The sequence below is a fragment of the Mycobacterium sp. OTB74 genome (assembly GCF_029892685.1).
In the GTDB taxonomy this organism is placed as follows: Bacteria; Actinomycetota; Actinomycetes; order Mycobacteriales; family Mycobacteriaceae; genus Mycobacterium.
In genome coordinates this window covers 98,013-113,143 of sequence record NZ_JARXVD010000004.1, presented here as the reverse complement: position 1 = coordinate 113,143, position 15,131 = coordinate 98,013, and the positions used below count along the sequence as shown (strand labels likewise).

Below are 15,131 nucleotides of genomic sequence, written 5' to 3'. Positions count from 1 at the left end.
CCTGAGGTAAACGTTTGTTTATGTAAACAAACGTATGTTTACCTGTTAGGGTCGGAACGTGCAAGTGGCAGGCAATCGGGACAAGCTTCTCTGCGGTGCGCTCGAATGCATCCGCACCCTCGGGTACGGGGCTACGTCCTCGCGTGACATCGCCCGCGCGGCCGGTGCCAACGTCGCCTCCATCAATTACCACTTCGGCGGCAAAGACCAGCTTCTCGAGCAGGCCCTGACCAGCTGCTTCGACGGCTGGACCGAACGACTCGAAGCAGCCCTCGCCGCCAGTGGCGAGCGAGCCAGTATGCGAGATCAGCTGGTCGGCATCTTCCGTACCACCGTCGACAGTTTCGCCGACAGCCGTCCGTCGATCATTTCGTGTATCGAATCCTGGGCGCCCGCTATGCGATCCGAAACCCTGCGCGCAGCCCTTGCCGGCGGCTACGCCCGAGTGCGCCACCGCGCCGAAGAGCTGACCCGACAAGCACTTTCGCAACATCAGGGCGCCGGACTCCCGAACCTCTCCGTGATCACTTCCGTGGTTCTCGCCGTTATCGACGGCTTGATGATTCAGTGGATCGCCGACCCAGACCAAACGCCCAGCGCTGAGGAGATCGTCGAGGCACTGGCTGCCCTGGGTGCCATCGCCATCTCGTAGCGACGGATGGGCCGCAGCGATTGGATGGACTGCTGGCCACTACGATTCGCCGGCGGCGGTGGCTCGATCTGGTGATGTGCGGTTCCCAAGTCCGACGACCACGATCGCGGAGCCCCTGCCACAGCTGCGGCAACGTTAGCCGACATTCACCTGCACGCCGCGCAATATTCCGTCGAACTCGTATGCTCAATATCCATGCGCACTGCCTTTCACGAGCAACTCGACGCTCTCAACAAAGGAACCGCCGTGCTCCGCCAGGACGTTGGAGCCATGATTACGCTGGCCACCGACGCGTTGCTGCACGCCGACATTGACGCCGCCGAACATGTCATCGACCGCCGCGATGACATCGACCATGCCTGCGCCGCCCGCGAAGCGGATGCCTTCGTCATCCTGGCCCGCCAAGCCCCCGTAGCCCGCGACCTGCGCGCCGTTCTCAGTGCCACGCGAAACGTCGCCGACCTGCACCGCATGGGTGCACTGGCCACGCACGTCGCCCAGATCAGCCGCCGCCGCCACCCCGATACCGCGGTCCCGGCTGATGTGATTGGCTATTTCGCCGATATGGGCGCTATCGCCGCGAGGCTCGCCGAAGACACCAAAAGCGTTGTCCTCGAAGTGGATTCCGACAGGGCGGCCCAACTTGACGCTGATGACGAGGCGATGGATGACATCCATCGCCGCCTGTTTACCGTTGTGATGGACCCGCGGTGGTCGCACGGCACCACCGCCGCCGTTGATATCACTCTGCTCAGTCGCTACTACGAGCGCTTCGCCGACCATGCCGTGGAGATCGCGCAGCGCGTGATCTACCAACGCACGGGCGCACGTCAGGGCTGATGGTCCCGCCTGCCGTGCGTCGATGCGGTGGCTTTCCGTAGCGACTTCAGTCGAACGCGTCTACTATTGTGCTACGTAGGTAGCCTACCGCGCCAAGCTTGTTCATGCCGTGGGTTCTGCTGCGGTGATCGCGTCCGGGCGGCGTCGAGCGGTGGCGGCCGCTGGCTTGAAAGGTGGTGTGCTTCATGGGTTCTTCTCGTCCACTGACCCGCCGTGCCGCGGTGGTGGCTCTCGGCGCGGGTGCTGTGCTGGGGCTGGCGTATTCGCTGCGGGGGGTGCGGGAGACATCTGCGCCGGCGATTCGGTTGACCGATGGCGGGATGATGGGTGTCGGGCGCGAGGATATGGGCCGGTACATGGAGATGTTCAACCGGCACAACGAGATCACCCGGACCGTGGAAGAGATTCCCGGTGGGGTGCGCACCACCACCGAGTCGGGCGCCCCGGAACTGGTCGCCCAGCTTCAGGCGCACGTGGCCAGCATGTACGACCATCTGCGCCAGGGCGGTGAGGTGATGTGTATGAGCGATAGCCTGCCCACGTTGTTCCGCCACGCCGACGGCTACCGCCGCCAGCTCACGTTCACCGCGGCCGGGGTGGTCGCCGAGGAGACTGCTGATGATCCGGCGCTGGTGGCGGCGATCCGCGCGCATGCCCGGGAAGTGAGTGGTTTCGTGCGGGACGGTATGCCGGCGATGATGCGGGGCATGATGGGCGGCGGAATGATGGACGGCCCGATGATGGGGCCACACTGACTTTCGCTGTCGTGCAGCGCTTTTCAGTGCTGTCCGGTCACGGTGTAGCCGAGGTCGGTGATGGCGTCGATGATCGTTTGTGGTCCGGTGAGGGTGGCGTCCAGCTGCACGGTGCACTCACCGGTTTTGACGACTGTGTGGGTGCTGCTGACGCCGGGTAGGTCTTCGAGTGTGTCGTCGATCAGCAACGAGCAACTGGCGCAGTGCATCCCGGTGACATCGAAAACATATGTTTCGGTCATGTGAGGAACCTTCCGATCGGTGATGTCGTCGGTTGTCGGTTTAGGCGGCGGTGATGGTGCCGGTGAACATGCCCATGCCGCAGGCGTAGTGCAGGTCCCCGCGGGCCGGTGTGCCCAGTTCGATGGGGGTGTCGCCGGAGACCGGCAGTACGGTTTGGGTGTCGTTGATGATGAAGGCCCGCACGCACCCCGAGGCCCCGGTGGAGTGCACGATCAGGGTGGTGGGCAGGCCCGCGGTGATTTTGGTGATGCGGGGGCTGTAGCCGTTTTCGGTGGCGTTGATGACCACCTGCTGATGGCCGCCGGTGACGGTGGTGCGTGAGGCGTCGGCGGGGGTGGCGGTCGCGGTACTGGACAGCGATTGCGCGATCCGGCTGGCGGCCAGGGGTGATCCGGCCAGTTCCAGGCCGCCGTTGAGGGTGTACAAGCCCATCGCGATGACAGCGACGCCGGTGGCGGCGACCAGGCGGCCCTGCCACACGGTGGCCGTTTTGCGGGCCAGGTAGCCCAGGGCGGCGAACAGCGGGCTGGTGCCGATGATGAAGACGGCCATGATGGCCGCGCCGCGCCACGGCGAACCGGACGCCAATGCCAGGGCCTCCACCGACAGGGTGACCCCGCAGGGCAGCAGGATGGTGGCCAGGCCGAGCAGGGCCGGGGCGAATGCGGACTGTGACCGGGCGCGGCCACGCACGATCCGGGTCCACGAGGCCGGTGGAGTGATGACGATCCGGCGGAAACCGGGCACCCCGAGTTGGGCCAGGCCGAAGGTAATGACCAGCAACCCGGCAGCGATCTGCAGGCCGGTGCGGGCCCCGATCGAGAGCTGCACGACGCTGCCGAGAGCGCCGAGTACAGCACCAAGAACGGTGTGCGCGAACAGTTTTCCGGCCAGGAACCCCCCGACCGGCGCGAGATCGTCGCCGAGGCGGGCAGCCACCGACGCCGACCGTGACGCGGCGGCGGCGGCCGGTGTGTCATCCCCGGTGCCGCGGGCTTGGTGCTGGCGGGTGATGAGTGCGGTGAGCAGTCCGCCCTGCACGGCGGCACACGAGATGCCCCCGGCGAACAGGCCGGTGATCAACACGGCGACCAGGTTCACGAGTGTCCCTTTCGGCAAGGAAATGTTCGGTGCTGCGCGGGCGCGGCCGACAGCAGTTATCTACGTAGTTGGATAGTAGATGGGTTACAGGCGAGGCTACGGATCGATGGGGATACGCGCAAACAACCGGCGGCGAATGCCCCTTCGGCTGGGCCACAAGCCTGCGATGCGCGCTATTCAGACGGACCCGGAATCGGCCGGGCTGCGTGGCCATTTCCGTTGGTGGACAACGGTGTTGGCGACAACGACGATTGCTGTTGCTGTTGCTGTTGTTGCTGTTGCTGTTGTTGTTGTTGGTGTAGTGCGGCCAGGGTGTTGACCGCGGATTCCAGCCGGGCGGCAATGGCCGCCAACTGGTCCAACCCCTGGTTGGTTTCGGCCACCGGTGACGCCGGGGTGGGCACAGGTGTTGGCGCCGGGGTCGTGGCCTCGGGCGTCGTGCTGGTGGCGCGGGCAGGGGGCTGATCGACCGGGGGCCAGGTGGCGCGGAAGCGGCGCAGCCGCAGGCTGTTGGACACCACGAACACACTCGATAGGGCCATCGCGGTGCCGGCGATCAGCGGGTTGAGCAGGCCGAGCGCGGCCAGCGGCAGCGCGGCGAGATTGTATGCGAAAGCCCAGAACAGGTTGGCTTTGATGGTGCGCAGGGTGCGCCGGGCCAGGCGGATCGCATCGACCGCGCTGCGCAGGTCCCCACCGACCAGGGTCAGGTCGGAGGCTTCGATCGCGACGTCGGTGCCGGTACCCATGGCCAGGCCCAGGTCGGCCGCGGCCAGGGCGGCGGCGTCGTTGACGCCGTCGCCGACCATGGCCACCACCGCGCCATCGCGTTGCAGGCCGGTGATGGCCGCGAGTTTGTCGCCGGGCAGCACTTCGGCGATGACCTCATCGATGCCGACTTCGGCGGCCACTGCCCGGGCGGCGGCGGTGTTGTCGCCGGTGAGCAGGATGGGACGCAGCTTGAGGGCCCGCATCCCAGCGATCGCTTGGGCGGCAGTGGGTTTGATCGTGTCGGCGACCACCAGCACAGCGTGCGCGGCGCCGTCCCAGGCCGCGGCCACCGCGGTGCGCCCAGCCGATTCGGCGGCGCGGCGCGCGGCATCGAGATCAGCGGGCAGGGTCATGCCGTGGCGTTCGAGCAGGGCAGGGCGGCCGATGATCGCTTGGTGGCCGTCGACCGTGCCGGACACTCCGAGACCTTCGTGGTTGGTGAAGTCGCGGACGGTGGCCAGCGTGCCGAGGCGCTCCCGGGCGGTGCGGGCGATTGCGGCGGCGATGGGGTGTTCGGAGGCGTGTTCGAGTGCCCCGGCGATGTGCAGGGCCTGTTCTTCGGTGGTGCCGGCGGTGGTGTGTACGGCGGCCACGCTCATCGCGCCGGTGGTGACGGTGCCGGTTTTGTCGAGCACGATGGTGTCCACCCGGCGGGTCGATTCAAGGACTTCGGGACCTTTGATCAGGATGCCGAGTTGAGCTCCGCGGCCGGTGCCAACGAGCAGCGCGGTCGGGGTCGCCAGACCGAGTCCGCAGGGGCAGGCAATGATCAGCACCGCCACCGCGGTGGAGAACGCGCTGGCCGCCCCGGCGCCCAGGCCCAGCCACACCCCGAGGGTGAGCACCGCAGCGGCGATGACCACGGGCACGAATACCGCGGAGACCCGGTCGGCGAGGCGTTGAATTTCGGCTTTGCCGTTCTGGGCGTCGGCGACCATTTTCGCCATCTGCGCCAGCTGGGTGTCGGCGCCGACCCTGGTGGCGCGCACGATGATTCGGCCGCCGGCATTGACGGTCGCGCCGATGACTGGGTCACCCGGGCCGACCTCGACAGGTACGGATTCTCCGGTGATCATGCTGGCATCGACCGCCGACGATCCGTCCTCGATGATTCCGTCGGTGGCGATCTTCTCGCCGGGTCGCACCACGAAGCGGTCGCCGACGCTCAGCTGTTCGATCGGGATGCGGATTTCGCTGTCGCCGCGCAGGACGGCGACGTCTTTGGCGCCCATCTGCAACAGCGCGCGTAGTGCGGAGCCGGCGCGGCGTTTGGCGCGGGCCTCGAAGAACCGTCCGGCCAAGATCGCGGAGGTGAGCCCGCAGGCCACCTCCAGGTAGATGTTTTCCCCGGCCATCCCGCGTTGCACGGTGAGGCTGAAGGTGTGGTGCAGGCCCTCGTGGCCGGCGCCGCCGAGAAACAGCGCGTACACCGACCAGGTGAATGCGGCCAGCACACCCATGGAGACCAGGGTGTCCATGGTGGCGGCGCCGTGGCGCAGGTTCGTCCACGCCGCTTTGTGGAACGGCCAAGCACCCCACGCCGCCACGGGCGCGGCCAGCGTGAGCTCAGCCCACTGCCAGAAGGTGAACTGCAGCACCGGGATCATCGACAGGGCGATCACCGGCACACTCAACGCGACCGAGACCAGCATCCGCTGCCGCAACGACCGAGTGTGCTCGTCGTATCCGTCACCGTCCCCATCGGCGCCGGTGCTCGAATCATCGGTGGCGGCGGCACTTTTCGGCAGCGTGGCGGTGTAGCCGGTGTCTTCGATAACACTGACCAGGTCGGCGGTCGACACTTCGGGCGTGCAGTCGACGTGGGCGGTTTCGGTGGCGTAGTTGACCGCGGCGCTGACCCCGTCGAGCTTGTTGAGTTTGCGTTCGATCCGGGCCGCGCACGACCCGCAGGTCATCCCACCGATGATCAACTCGACCTGCCGAGTGGGGGCGGCGGTGTCACGCGATTGTGGGGTGCTCATCGGGGCTCCTTGGTGTCGTGGCCGGTGCTGGCCGGGTCGTCGTGGTGAGCGAGCGCCGGCGGCGCGGTGCCCGCGGTGGGGCTGGGCGGGGCACCGGCAGCGGCACCGGAGCCCGATGGTGTGGGCCCGGTGGCGCGCGGGCTGTGGTGCATCGGCTGCGGCAGCTGGATCGGCGTCACCGTGGGCCGCGGCGCCGCGGTCGGCCCCGCGCTGGTCGGCGGTGGGACGCGGCGGGTCGCGCGGAAGGTGTCGGTGAGCGGGGCGGCGGCCGTAGCGGGCAGCGGCGGGTCGGAAGGAGCCACCGCCGGGGCGGTCGAAGAGACCACCGGTGTGGCGGCCGCCTGCTCCGTCACCGACACCGGGGCCAGCGACGGCGACGGTGTGGACGGCGACGCGATCGACAGCACCGGTGACACCGCGCCGCGACCTGCTGCGGCCGCTGATGGGGCGAGCGCCCGACCCATCAGCCAGCCGCCGGCCAGCAACACCACCAGCACCGCCACAAACGCCGGCACCCGCACCAGCGCCGACATGGCGCCGGGTGCGTGGCGTGCGACCGCCATGGCATGCCCCCCCTTTTTTTGGTGTCGTCGTCGTGATGGACCCCACGCTAAACATTCCAGTACGGTGGAATGTCAAGGCGAGGGGATGAAGGGGACGGTGACCGGGTGAAGATCGGCGAACTGGCCCAGCTCGGGGCCACCACAGCCAAAACCATCCGGTTCTACGAGCAGGAGGGCCTGCTCCCGGAGCCGGCGCGCACCGCGTCGGGTTACCGCGACTACGACCCCCAGACCGTCGACCGGCTGAACTTCATCGCCCGGGCCCAGGCGGCCGGGCTGTCGCTGCGCGAAGTCCGTCAGGTACTGGCCATCGCCGACCGCGGTGAACAGCCCTGCGGTCACGTCGTGCAGGTACTGGCCGAGCGGCTCGACCAAGTGCAAGCCCGCATCACCGAACTGCAGGGTCTGGAGCAGCATCTGTCGGCGTTGCTGGACTACGCGCGTCAGGCGACCCCACGCGAGGAGGCCGAGGTGTGCTGGATCCTGGAAAGCAACCCAGCCGCAACAGCGGCGCCGTCAGTGTGACTGCTGCCGTGAGCATCAACGCGCCAACCGTGTCTACTATGGAGCTACGTAGATGTGGGGCGTTGGCGCTACCCGAGGAAAAGGTGATGTGATGCAGGACATCCAGGTGCGGGCCGCCGACACCGACCGCGAGCGCGTCCTGGCGCAGCTGCACCAGCACACCGCGGCCGGCCGGCTGACCCTGGACGAGTTCTCCGAGCGTGCGGCGGCGGTGTACCGGGCTCGCACCCTCGCCGAGCTGGCCGCCTTGACCACCGACCTCCCACCGGCCGCCGACGCACCGGCCGCGCCGACACATCCGTGGCTGTCCTGGGCGACGGCGAGCGTGGCGGCGCTGCTGCTGGTCCTGGTGGCCGTCGCAGCGCTGCTGCCGGGTGGGGCGATGATGGGCTGCATCTAACCCACCACCCAGAGACGACAGTCGATCGCTCACCTCAACGAAACGGTAAGGGAGACAACGTGGCACGCGGATTCGGCGACCTGGAGAAGGTCGTGATGGATCGCCTGTGGACCCGCACCGGCCCCACCTCGGTGCGGGAGGTGTTCGAGGAACTACTGACTGACCGGGAGATCGCCTACACCACGGTGATGTCCACCATGGACAACCTGCACACCAAAGGTTGGCTGACCCGCCAACGCCACGGCAAGGCCTACCTGTACACCCCGGCGATGACCCGCGAGCAGTACAGCGCCCAGTTGATGCGCGAAGCGCTCAATGCCGGCGGCAGCTCCGAACTGGTGCTCACGCATTTTCTGGACCACATCACCGATGACGAATCCGCGCAACTACGGAAAGTGCTGCAGCGCTTACGCACCCGCAAGGCCACGCCGTGAGTGTCGCCCTCTGTCTGCTGCTGTATGCGGTGCTCGTGGCCACCACGGCGCCGCTACTGCTGCCGTACCTAACCCGGGCGGGCCGCGCACCACGCGCCGCCATCGCCGCGTGGCTGCTGGTGCTGGCGAGCGTCGCGGCGGCCTGGACCGCCGGCGGCATCGGACTGGCGGTGGATGCCGCCGAGCACTGGGGCCGGCCCGAGCCGATGGGCCTGTCAGCGTGCCTGGCGCGGGTTCTGTCGACCACCGCGCACACCGGCCTGATCATCGAAGCCACCCTTGCGGCTACCGCACTGACCCTGGTCGGAGTGGTGGTGACGCGGGTCGCCCGCCTGATGCGTGGCGCTCGCACCCAGGGCCGCCGTCACGCCGCCACGGCGCGCATGGTGGGCCACCACCTCGCCGACATCGACAGTGTCCGCATCGACGCCCCCGACAAAATAGTGTACTGCGTGGGCGGCCAGACCGGCGTGACCGTAGTAACCAGCGCCGCCCTGGACGCACTCACCCGCCCCGAGCTGCTCGCCGTGCTGGCCCACGAACGGGCCCACGTCGACGGTGGCCATCACGCACTACTCACCGCGACCCGGGCCCTGTCGGCGGCGATGCCCAGAACCGCGCTGGTCACCGTGGCACACGCCCAAATCGCCCAGCTTGTAGAGATGTGCGCCGACGACACCGCCGCCCACCGCCACGGCACCCCGGTGCTATTGCAGGCCATGCTCGCTCTCGCCGGGGCCGGGCCGCTGCCACTCGGAGCGCTGGGCGCCAACGGAATCGGGCTCGCGGACCGCATCACCCGCCTGAATCAGCCCGGCACCGCCGTCCAATGCTGGCGCAGCCGCATCGCCCTGGCCGCCTCGGCCGGCGCACTGCTCGCAGCACCCCCGTGGCTGGCCGGGCTCGGGACCTGCGCACTGATGCTCAGCTGAACCATGCTGGTGGACACGACGACCGGGTCCACTCAGGATTCCGAACAGCCCGAGCGACCTCAGTCCGGATACTCATTGGGGCACTGAGGAATCCGGCGGGGGCTTCACCGTGTCGATCGGTCGCGCCGTCTCAGCGGGGTCACGCGGAAGCCCACTGAGACGGCTGATCTGCGCCGTTTACGACCGAACCGCTGCTTCGTGATCCGCATTGTGTCTCAACGTGTTTGCGCCCATCGGGCACTCAGCGTTTGCCGCCGCACGGTCAGGGGGTGGCGCGGTCGGGGCAGTCAGTCATCGGCGTAGACATCGTCGCCATGTCGCACCACATCATCGCCGGTTTGGCCCCGCCCGCGGAATAGGTCACCATGGCCGGATCGGCTCCGGTCACATCGAAATACACTTTGCCCGTAGCCGTTTGACCTTCGGCCAGAGTTGCCGCCGACACACCCGCCGGGCTGGCGACCTGCCACAAGACCGGATAGTTGTGGCGATCGCTACCCATCGCTGCGAATTTCGGGATGATCGGTGTCACCGCCCCCGAGGCCGCCCGCACCGTCACCGTCGCCTCCCACAGACGGCCCGCGACGGGATAGCCAGGAGCCTGGTCAGCGCTCGGATGCAGCCCGGTCAGCGTCCAGTCCTGCACCACTGCTCCGCCGGCATCAGACAAGCGCTGATGCGAACCCAGTTGGTGCGGACACTCCTGCACTGCCGCCGCGGCCATTGGCGCCCCCACGGCTGCCAGGCCCGCCAGCGCAGCGCCCGCCACCAGCAACTGTCCCATCATCCTCATGTGCATGTCCTCTCATCAACTATCTACGTACGTATTACGTAGATTCCTTTGTACCAGGATGCGGCGTTGGGGATTAGTTCATCATTTTGTGAATACAGATATCGATGTACTGTTTGGGAATGCAGACACTACGCCATGTTGAGGTGCTGGCCCGCTTCGGTCATGCCCTGTCTGATCAGACTCGATCGCGAATCCTGTTGGCACTCAAAGACAGCCCCGGATACCCGGCCGATCTGGCCGAGGCGGCTGGGGTATCCCGTCAGCGCATGTCCAACCATCTAGCGTGCCTACGGGGATGCGGCCTGGTGGTAGCGGTGCCGGAAGGTCGGCGTACCCGCTACGAGCTTGCCGACCCGAAACTGGCACACGCACTCGACGACCTCCTGACTGTGGTGCTGGCCACCGAATCCGGGCTGTGCCCAGACGCCGTGAACGAGGGGTGCTGCTGATGGCCGCCGAGATCAGCAGCACCGTCCTGACACCCGCGCGCCGCGCGGCGCTACACCGACAGATCCGCTGGTTTGTGGCAGCGACCATCACCTACAACGTGATCGAGGCGATCGTCGCGATCAGCGCCGGCGTCAGGGCGGGTTCGACAGCATTGATCGGATTCGGTCTGGACTCGGTGATCGAAGTCTCCTCCGCCGCCGCAGTGGCCTGGCAGTTCTCTGGCTCCAACCCTGAAGCCAGAGAACGAGCCGCACTTCGGGTCATTGCGTTGTCGTTCTTCGCACTAGCCGGGTACGTGACGATCGAATCGATCAGGTCACTGGCCGGGGCTGCAGAGGCCCGGCATTCGGCGGTCGGGATCGCACTGACCGCGGCAAGTCTGGTCATCATGCCGGTGCTGTCCTGGGCGCAGCGCCGCGCGGGCCGTGAACTCGGCTCCCGCTCCGCGGTCGCCGACTCGAAGCAGACCCTGCTGTGCACCTACCTGTCGGCGGTGGTTCTGGCCGGCTTGGTCCTCAACAGCCTGTTCGGCTGGAGCTGGGCCGATCCGCTCGCCGCCCTCGTCCTCGCACTCGTGGCCGCCTACGAAGGTCGCCAAGCTTGGCGCGGCCACACCTGCTGCCCCGCACCCCCAACCACCACCGAAAAGAATCCCGCCAGCTGCAGCGACACATGCTGCGACTGACTCCCTGCAGAAAGGATCCGTCATGGCCCGTTCCGCCGACCATGCGGCACGCTGGAACCGATACTGGGACAAGAAATCCCGCACCTACGACAAAGAAATGGGCTTCTTCGACCGACACCTATTCGGCGACTCCCGCCAATGGGCCTGCGGACAAGCCACCGGCTCCGCACTAGAGGTGGCCGTCGGCACCGGACTCAACCTGGACGCCTACCCCGATGACGTCACGCTGACCGGCATCGACTGGAGCGAGGCGATGCTCGATATCGCCCGGGGCCGCGCCGCCGAACTCAACCGTGCAGCCACCCTGCAACAAGCCGACGCCCACCACCTGCCCTTCGCTGACGACTCGTTCGACACCGTCGTGTGCACCTTCGGGCTCTGCGCCATACCCGACCACAAGCAGGCCCTGCGGGAAATGACCCGAGTGTTGCGCCCCGGAGGACGCCTCATCCTGGTCGATCACATCGAAAGCAGCTCGGCACCAATACGACTCATCCAACGCCTCCTGGAAGTGTTCACCGTGCCACTGGGCGGGGAACACTTCCGGCGCCGACCTCTCAACCAGATCCGCACCGTCGGCCTCGACATCGAACAGGCACAACGCTTCAAACTCGGCCTTGTCGAACGCCTCACCGCCCACAAAACCGAAACGACCTAACCCGCAGCGCCGGTACGCGTTGGACGCCAGCCCGCCAACGAAACAGACCACCCGAGCCAGTGCGGCCATGCGAACCAACCCCTTAGCGGAAACACCCAGAACTTACACCGTTCCCTCTAAGGCAAAGTCATACCGAATCACCTGATCGGGAACAACGATGCACATGTGATTCCAACCCCAGATAAAATGTAAGAGCCGAGCGTTACGTCTAGCACGGCCAGGCACAAATCCAATGTTTCAACCCTCGATATCCGTTGATCCAGAAGCCATTCAACGGTCACTTCCCTGACGAAGGCGATCCAACCCGCCAGTGCCACTGCCGCGATGTTGCGGGCATGGCCGGCGATACCGCTGGCCTCGAGCAAGCGCTCGCACAGTGCGCGCATGCTCTCGGCGATCGGTATGCGTAACACGGGGTCGGTTGCGATCGAGCTCCGATTCGCGATCACGACCAGCGCTACATGAGCCTCATAGAAGCTGAGGTAGGCCTCAAGTGCAATGGCCACACTGTCGCGCACCGAACTAGCACCTTCGAAATTCACAGCGGACAACAGGCGGTCGTGTGCCCGCTTCCAAATCGCCGCGAAAAACTCAGGTTTACTCGGGAAGTAGTGATACACCAGCGCGCGCGAGGTATTCGCCTGTCGAGCAACGTCCTCCATGGTGACGTCTTCGTAGGCACGCTTGGTAAACAAGGTGGCACCTATGTCCATCAACTCGTCCCGGCGTTGCTCAGGGCTGAGGCGCCGACGGCTGGACATGGCTTCATGGTAGATACTCGTGATGGTTGACTTCCCACTCCCGCGCCGAGTAATCTCGACTTATTAGATGAAGTCTAATAGCGGTCCAGATGAAGCGAACCACCGAAATTTGGCTGACCGCGTTCGGGCTCATCTGTGCCGGAATTGGATTGGCGCATCTTCTGTTTGGGTCCGCAACCATCATCGGGGGCGGACCGGTCAACGCCACTGTCGATTCCGATTTGCGGTTCTACGCCTTGTTGTTCACCTGCTACGGACTCATGTTCGTCTGGTGCGCAGCGAGTATCACGCAGCGGGGGCGGGTCGCGAATCTTCTCGGCGCGATCTTCTTCGCTGGCGGCCTCGTTCGTTTACTCTCCTGGGCGGTTACCGGCCCGCCAAACTGGTTCTACATCCTGATGATTGCAGTGGAGTTGCTCGTTCCGGTTGTCAACTATGTCCTGATCCGCCGGATACGCCGTGCTGAACCCGATAGCAGCCCAGCGACGGCAAGTTTCGATCCTATGCACACGCCTAGATAAGCTGACGATGATGCCCACTACTCGCCGGCTTCAACGCGCGAGTCTGGCATTTCGTAATCGTCGAGGTAGTTGCTGACCAACTCCAGTGTCTTGTCGTGGCCAGTGGTGATGCCCATGGCCGCCTCCAAGACAATGAGCCGTCCGACAGCCGCGATGAGGACGGAAACCACCTCGGCCGGCAATGCGGTGCCATCGTGGTCGCGAAGAATGAAGGTCAGCGCAGCGACCTGGGCTTCCCGGAACTTCTCCGCGCCCCCAGCAAGCTCGGCACGGATGTCCTTGCGATGGTTTCCCAAGGCCATGAATTCCATCAACAGGCCGGCGCCACGAGGGTCAACAGTCAAGTCCCACAACGCATGCAATGGCTTGTCGGAGGTCAATGCGTTGCGCTGAGTTTTCAGGCTGGCATCGGTGCCTCGCCGTAGCACCGCCAGGTACAGATCGTCCATGGCGGGGAAGTAGTAGTAGACCAACGCCCTCTGAACACCTGCCTTTTCCGCGATGCGCCGCGAGGTCGCCGCGGCATATCCCTCAGTAAGCATGACCTCGGCACACGCGTCGAGAATCTTCTCGCGCATACCGGTATCGCGTTTGCCGGCCTGATTCGGTGTGGCCATGGTGTGGTCCGTCCTACGCTCGCTGGTTACCCGCGCCTCCACCCTTGACGTTGATGGCGCCCGGGTGCTAGGCATAAGCCTACATTCTACTAGGCGATCGCCTAAGTAAATATTCAAGATCGCCCCTCGACCACCGAGGATGAAAGGCACCGCAGTGACTGAGCAGACGGACACCAGTCGGATCGAGGAATCCGACATCTTCACCGACGAATCTGTGATCAGCGACCCGTACGCGTACTTCGATGCGTTGCGTGCGAAGTGCCCGATCCATCGGATAACTCAGCCGGGCGTGCTCGCCGTCACCGGCTATGACGAGGCTGTTGAGGTGTACCGCAACGACGCAGCGTTTTCGTCGTGCAACGCGATGGGCGGACCTTTCCCACCGTTTCCGGTCGAGGCGGGCGCCGACGACATCACCGAACTGGTGCAGAGCAACCGTGAACACTGGGTTTTCAACGAATTCATGGTTACCAAGGACGGCTCTGCGCACCAGGACGAGCGCAGCCTGTTGAGGCGGTTGCTGACGCCCAAGCGGCTCAAGGAGAACGAGGCCGAGATGGTTGGGCTGGCCGACGCCTGCTTGGATTCCTTCCTGGATGGCGGGCGCTGCGAGCTGGTTGCCGATTACGGAAAACCGTTCACCACCATGGTGATTGCGGATCTGCTCGGTATCCCGGCCGCTGATCGCGAACACTTCCGGAAGATTTTCACCGGTCAGCACGTCGCGGCGGTCGGGTCGGAGTCCCCACTGCCCGACAATCCACTTGAGTACATGTACGAGACGTTCAGTGGCTACATCGAGGACCGCCGCCGTGAACCTCGTGATGATGTGCTCACGGCTCTGGCCACCTCCACGTACCCTGACGGGTCACTTCCGGATGTCGAGGCGGTCGTGCGACTTGCGACGTTCTTGTTCGGCGCCGGCCAGGACACCTCGGCACGGCTGATGGGATCTTCACTGCGCATCCTCGCCGATAACCAGTTGGTACAGAACGAGCTTCGTGCCGACATGCGCCGCGTGCCCGACTTCATTGAAGAGGTGCTGCGCATGGAAAGCCCGACGATGAGTGACTTCCGGATGACGCAGAAGAGCACTCGGGTCGGCGGGGTCGACATCGCAGCGGGCACCACCATCATGCTGCACCCAGGTGCATCCAACCGTGACCCGCAGCGATTCCCGGAACCGGACACCTTCCGCCTGGACCGGGAAAATGTGCGCGAGCACATCGCTTTCGGACGAGGCGTGCATTCCTGCCCGGGCGGCCCACTGGCCCGGGCCGAAGGCCGGGTCACCATCGAACGCTTCCTGACCCGCACCAGCACCCTGACAATCTCCTCGGAACACCACGGCCCGGCCGGAGCCCGAAAATACCGGTATGACCCGACCTACATCATCCGTGGTCTGTCCGACCTGCACCTGGAGTTCACGCCAGCGTGAGCATTGAAAT

The 15,131-nt window shown here is 65.7% G+C and carries 19 protein-coding genes; 12 read left to right on the top strand and 7 right to left on the bottom strand.

All coding sequences use genetic code 11. The features are described 5' to 3' along the window. Positions 1-58: 58 nt before the first annotated feature. The 3 genes from M2432_RS08220 (at position 59) to M2432_RS08210 (ending at position 2,247) form a co-directional block, all read left to right on the top strand. On the top strand, positions 59-652 hold the full coding sequence (locus M2432_RS08220; protein WP_280826301.1) for a TetR family transcriptional regulator: 594 nt from the start codon (positions 59-61) through the stop codon (positions 650-652). A 195-nt stretch (positions 653-847) separates the two neighbouring features. Beyond that, positions 848-1,492, top strand: coding sequence for a phosphate signaling complex protein PhoU (gene phoU, locus M2432_RS08215; RefSeq protein ID WP_280826300.1), 645 nt, complete (start codon positions 848-850; stop codon positions 1,490-1,492). Between the two features lie 185 nt (positions 1,493-1,677). After that, positions 1,678-2,247 carry a hypothetical protein gene (locus M2432_RS08210; RefSeq protein ID WP_280826299.1) on the top strand — a complete coding sequence of 190 codons (570 nt, stop codon included), beginning with the start codon at positions 1,678-1,680 and terminating at the stop codon, positions 2,245-2,247. A gap of 23 nt (positions 2,248-2,270) precedes the next feature. On the opposite strand, the gene M2432_RS08205 is transcribed toward M2432_RS08210, so the two are convergent. The 4 genes from M2432_RS08205 to M2432_RS08190 all read right to left on the bottom strand — a co-directional run bounded on the left by M2432_RS08205 (position 2,271) and on the right by M2432_RS08190 (position 6,907). Beyond that, a complete protein-coding gene (locus M2432_RS08205; RefSeq protein ID WP_280826298.1) occupies positions 2,271-2,489 on the bottom strand; it encodes a heavy metal-associated domain-containing protein in 219 nt (72 codons plus the stop codon). A gap of 40 nt (positions 2,490-2,529) precedes the next feature. Continuing rightward, a complete protein-coding gene (locus tag M2432_RS08200) occupies positions 2,530-3,591 on the bottom strand; it encodes a sulfite exporter TauE/SafE family protein (RefSeq protein ID WP_280826297.1) in 1,062 nt (353 codons plus the stop codon). A gap of 173 nt (positions 3,592-3,764) precedes the next feature. Continuing rightward, entirely contained in the window at positions 3,765-6,344 is a 2,580-nt protein-coding gene (locus M2432_RS08195) for a heavy metal translocating P-type ATPase (protein WP_280826296.1), read from the bottom strand. Then, positions 6,341-6,907, bottom strand: a complete 567-nt coding sequence (locus M2432_RS08190) for a hypothetical protein (RefSeq protein WP_280826295.1) — start codon at positions 6,905-6,907, stop codon at positions 6,341-6,343. Before M2432_RS08190 ends, M2432_RS08195 begins: the two co-directional genes overlap by 4 nt. Positions 6,908-7,012: 105 nt before the next feature. On the opposite strand from M2432_RS08190, the gene M2432_RS08185 reads away from it, so the two are divergent. From M2432_RS08185 to M2432_RS08170, 4 genes are all read left to right on the top strand, one after another. Beyond that, entirely contained in the window at positions 7,013-7,432 is a 420-nt protein-coding gene (locus M2432_RS08185) for a heavy metal-responsive transcriptional regulator (protein WP_280826294.1), read from the top strand. A gap of 91 nt (positions 7,433-7,523) precedes the next feature. Further along, on the top strand, positions 7,524-7,832 hold the full coding sequence (locus M2432_RS08180; RefSeq protein WP_280826293.1) for a DUF1707 domain-containing protein: 309 nt from the start codon (positions 7,524-7,526) through the stop codon (positions 7,830-7,832). Positions 7,833-7,891: 59 nt separating this feature from the next. Beyond that, positions 7,892-8,266 (top strand): BlaI/MecI/CopY family transcriptional regulator, encoded by a 375-nt coding sequence (locus M2432_RS08175; RefSeq protein ID WP_280826292.1) that lies wholly within the window; start codon positions 7,892-7,894, stop codon positions 8,264-8,266. Then, positions 8,263-9,198: a M56 family metallopeptidase gene (locus M2432_RS08170; protein WP_280826291.1), complete on the top strand. Its 936-nt coding sequence runs from the start codon at positions 8,263-8,265 to the stop codon at positions 9,196-9,198. The genes M2432_RS08175 and M2432_RS08170 overlap by 4 nt, the downstream gene beginning before the upstream one ends. A gap of 262 nt (positions 9,199-9,460) precedes the next feature. Here M2432_RS08170 and M2432_RS08165 read toward each other — a convergent pair whose 3' ends face one another. Next, entirely contained in the window at positions 9,461-9,991 is a 531-nt protein-coding gene (locus M2432_RS08165; RefSeq protein ID WP_280826290.1) for a DUF1942 domain-containing protein, read from the bottom strand. Between the two features lie 119 nt (positions 9,992-10,110). Here M2432_RS08165 and M2432_RS08160 point away from each other — a divergent pair, with 119 nt between their 5' ends. From M2432_RS08160 to M2432_RS08150, 3 genes are read left to right on the top strand one after another with little or no spacing between them, the layout of a single operon-like run. Continuing rightward, positions 10,111-10,440, top strand: coding sequence for a winged helix-turn-helix domain-containing protein (locus M2432_RS08160; protein ID WP_280826289.1), 330 nt, complete (start codon positions 10,111-10,113; stop codon positions 10,438-10,440). Continuing rightward, positions 10,440-11,126 carry a cation transporter gene (locus tag M2432_RS08155; protein WP_280826288.1) on the top strand — a complete coding sequence of 229 codons (687 nt, stop codon included), beginning with the start codon at positions 10,440-10,442 and terminating at the stop codon, positions 11,124-11,126. Before M2432_RS08160 ends, M2432_RS08155 begins: the two co-directional genes overlap by 1 nt. Positions 11,127-11,148: 22 nt before the next feature. Then, the gene (locus M2432_RS08150) at positions 11,149-11,784 is read left to right on the top strand and encodes a class I SAM-dependent methyltransferase (RefSeq protein WP_280826287.1); all 636 of its coding nucleotides are present in this window, start codon (positions 11,149-11,151) and stop codon (positions 11,782-11,784) included. 137 nt (positions 11,785-11,921) lie between these two features. Here M2432_RS08150 and M2432_RS08145 read toward each other — a convergent pair whose 3' ends face one another. Then, positions 11,922-12,545, bottom strand: a complete 624-nt coding sequence (locus tag M2432_RS08145; protein ID WP_280826286.1) for a TetR/AcrR family transcriptional regulator — start codon at positions 12,543-12,545, stop codon at positions 11,922-11,924. Between the two features lie 89 nt (positions 12,546-12,634). Between M2432_RS08145 and M2432_RS08140 the strand changes: the two genes are divergently transcribed. Further along, a complete protein-coding gene (locus tag M2432_RS08140) occupies positions 12,635-13,066 on the top strand; it encodes a DUF4345 domain-containing protein (protein WP_280826285.1) in 432 nt (143 codons plus the stop codon). Between the two features lie 17 nt (positions 13,067-13,083). On the opposite strand, the gene M2432_RS08135 is transcribed toward M2432_RS08140, so the two are convergent. Continuing rightward, positions 13,084-13,683 carry a TetR/AcrR family transcriptional regulator gene (locus M2432_RS08135; RefSeq protein WP_280826284.1) on the bottom strand — a complete coding sequence of 200 codons (600 nt, stop codon included), beginning with the start codon at positions 13,681-13,683 and terminating at the stop codon, positions 13,084-13,086. A gap of 154 nt (positions 13,684-13,837) precedes the next feature. Here M2432_RS08135 and M2432_RS08130 point away from each other — a divergent pair, with 154 nt between their 5' ends. After that, complete coding sequence (locus M2432_RS08130; RefSeq protein ID WP_280826283.1) at positions 13,838-15,121, top strand: cytochrome P450; 1,284 nt, start codon at positions 13,838-13,840, stop codon at positions 15,119-15,121. The last annotated feature ends 10 nt before the right edge of the window (positions 15,122-15,131 follow it).

Coding starts and splice junctions, on each gene's coding strand:
- M2432_RS08155 (WP_280826288.1), top strand. CDS start 10,440: ATGGCCGCCGAGATCAGCAGCACCGTCCTGACACCCGCGCGCCGCGCG.
- M2432_RS08195 (WP_280826296.1), bottom strand. CDS start 6,344: ATGAGCACCCCACAATCGCGTGACACCGCCGCCCCCACTCGGCAGGTC.
- M2432_RS08210 (WP_280826299.1), top strand. CDS start 1,678: ATGGGTTCTTCTCGTCCACTGACCCGCCGTGCCGCGGTGGTGGCTCTC.
- phoU (WP_280826300.1), top strand. CDS start 848: ATGCGCACTGCCTTTCACGAGCAACTCGACGCTCTCAACAAAGGAACC.
- M2432_RS08205 (WP_280826298.1), bottom strand. CDS start 2,489: ATGACCGAAACATATGTTTTCGATGTCACCGGGATGCACTGCGCCAGT.
- M2432_RS08140 (WP_280826285.1), top strand. CDS start 12,635: ATGAAGCGAACCACCGAAATTTGGCTGACCGCGTTCGGGCTCATCTGT.
- M2432_RS08190 (WP_280826295.1), bottom strand. CDS start 6,907: ATGGCGGTCGCACGCCACGCACCCGGCGCCATGTCGGCGCTGGTGCGG.
- M2432_RS08135 (WP_280826284.1), bottom strand. CDS start 13,683: ATGGCCACACCGAATCAGGCCGGCAAACGCGATACCGGTATGCGCGAG.
- M2432_RS08180 (WP_280826293.1), top strand. CDS start 7,524: ATGCAGGACATCCAGGTGCGGGCCGCCGACACCGACCGCGAGCGCGTC.
- M2432_RS08165 (WP_280826290.1), bottom strand. CDS start 9,991: ATGAGGATGATGGGACAGTTGCTGGTGGCGGGCGCTGCGCTGGCGGGC.
- M2432_RS08145 (WP_280826286.1), bottom strand. CDS start 12,545: ATGTCCAGCCGTCGGCGCCTCAGCCCTGAGCAACGCCGGGACGAGTTG.
- M2432_RS08150 (WP_280826287.1), top strand. CDS start 11,149: ATGGCCCGTTCCGCCGACCATGCGGCACGCTGGAACCGATACTGGGAC.
- M2432_RS08160 (WP_280826289.1), top strand. CDS start 10,111: ATGCAGACACTACGCCATGTTGAGGTGCTGGCCCGCTTCGGTCATGCC.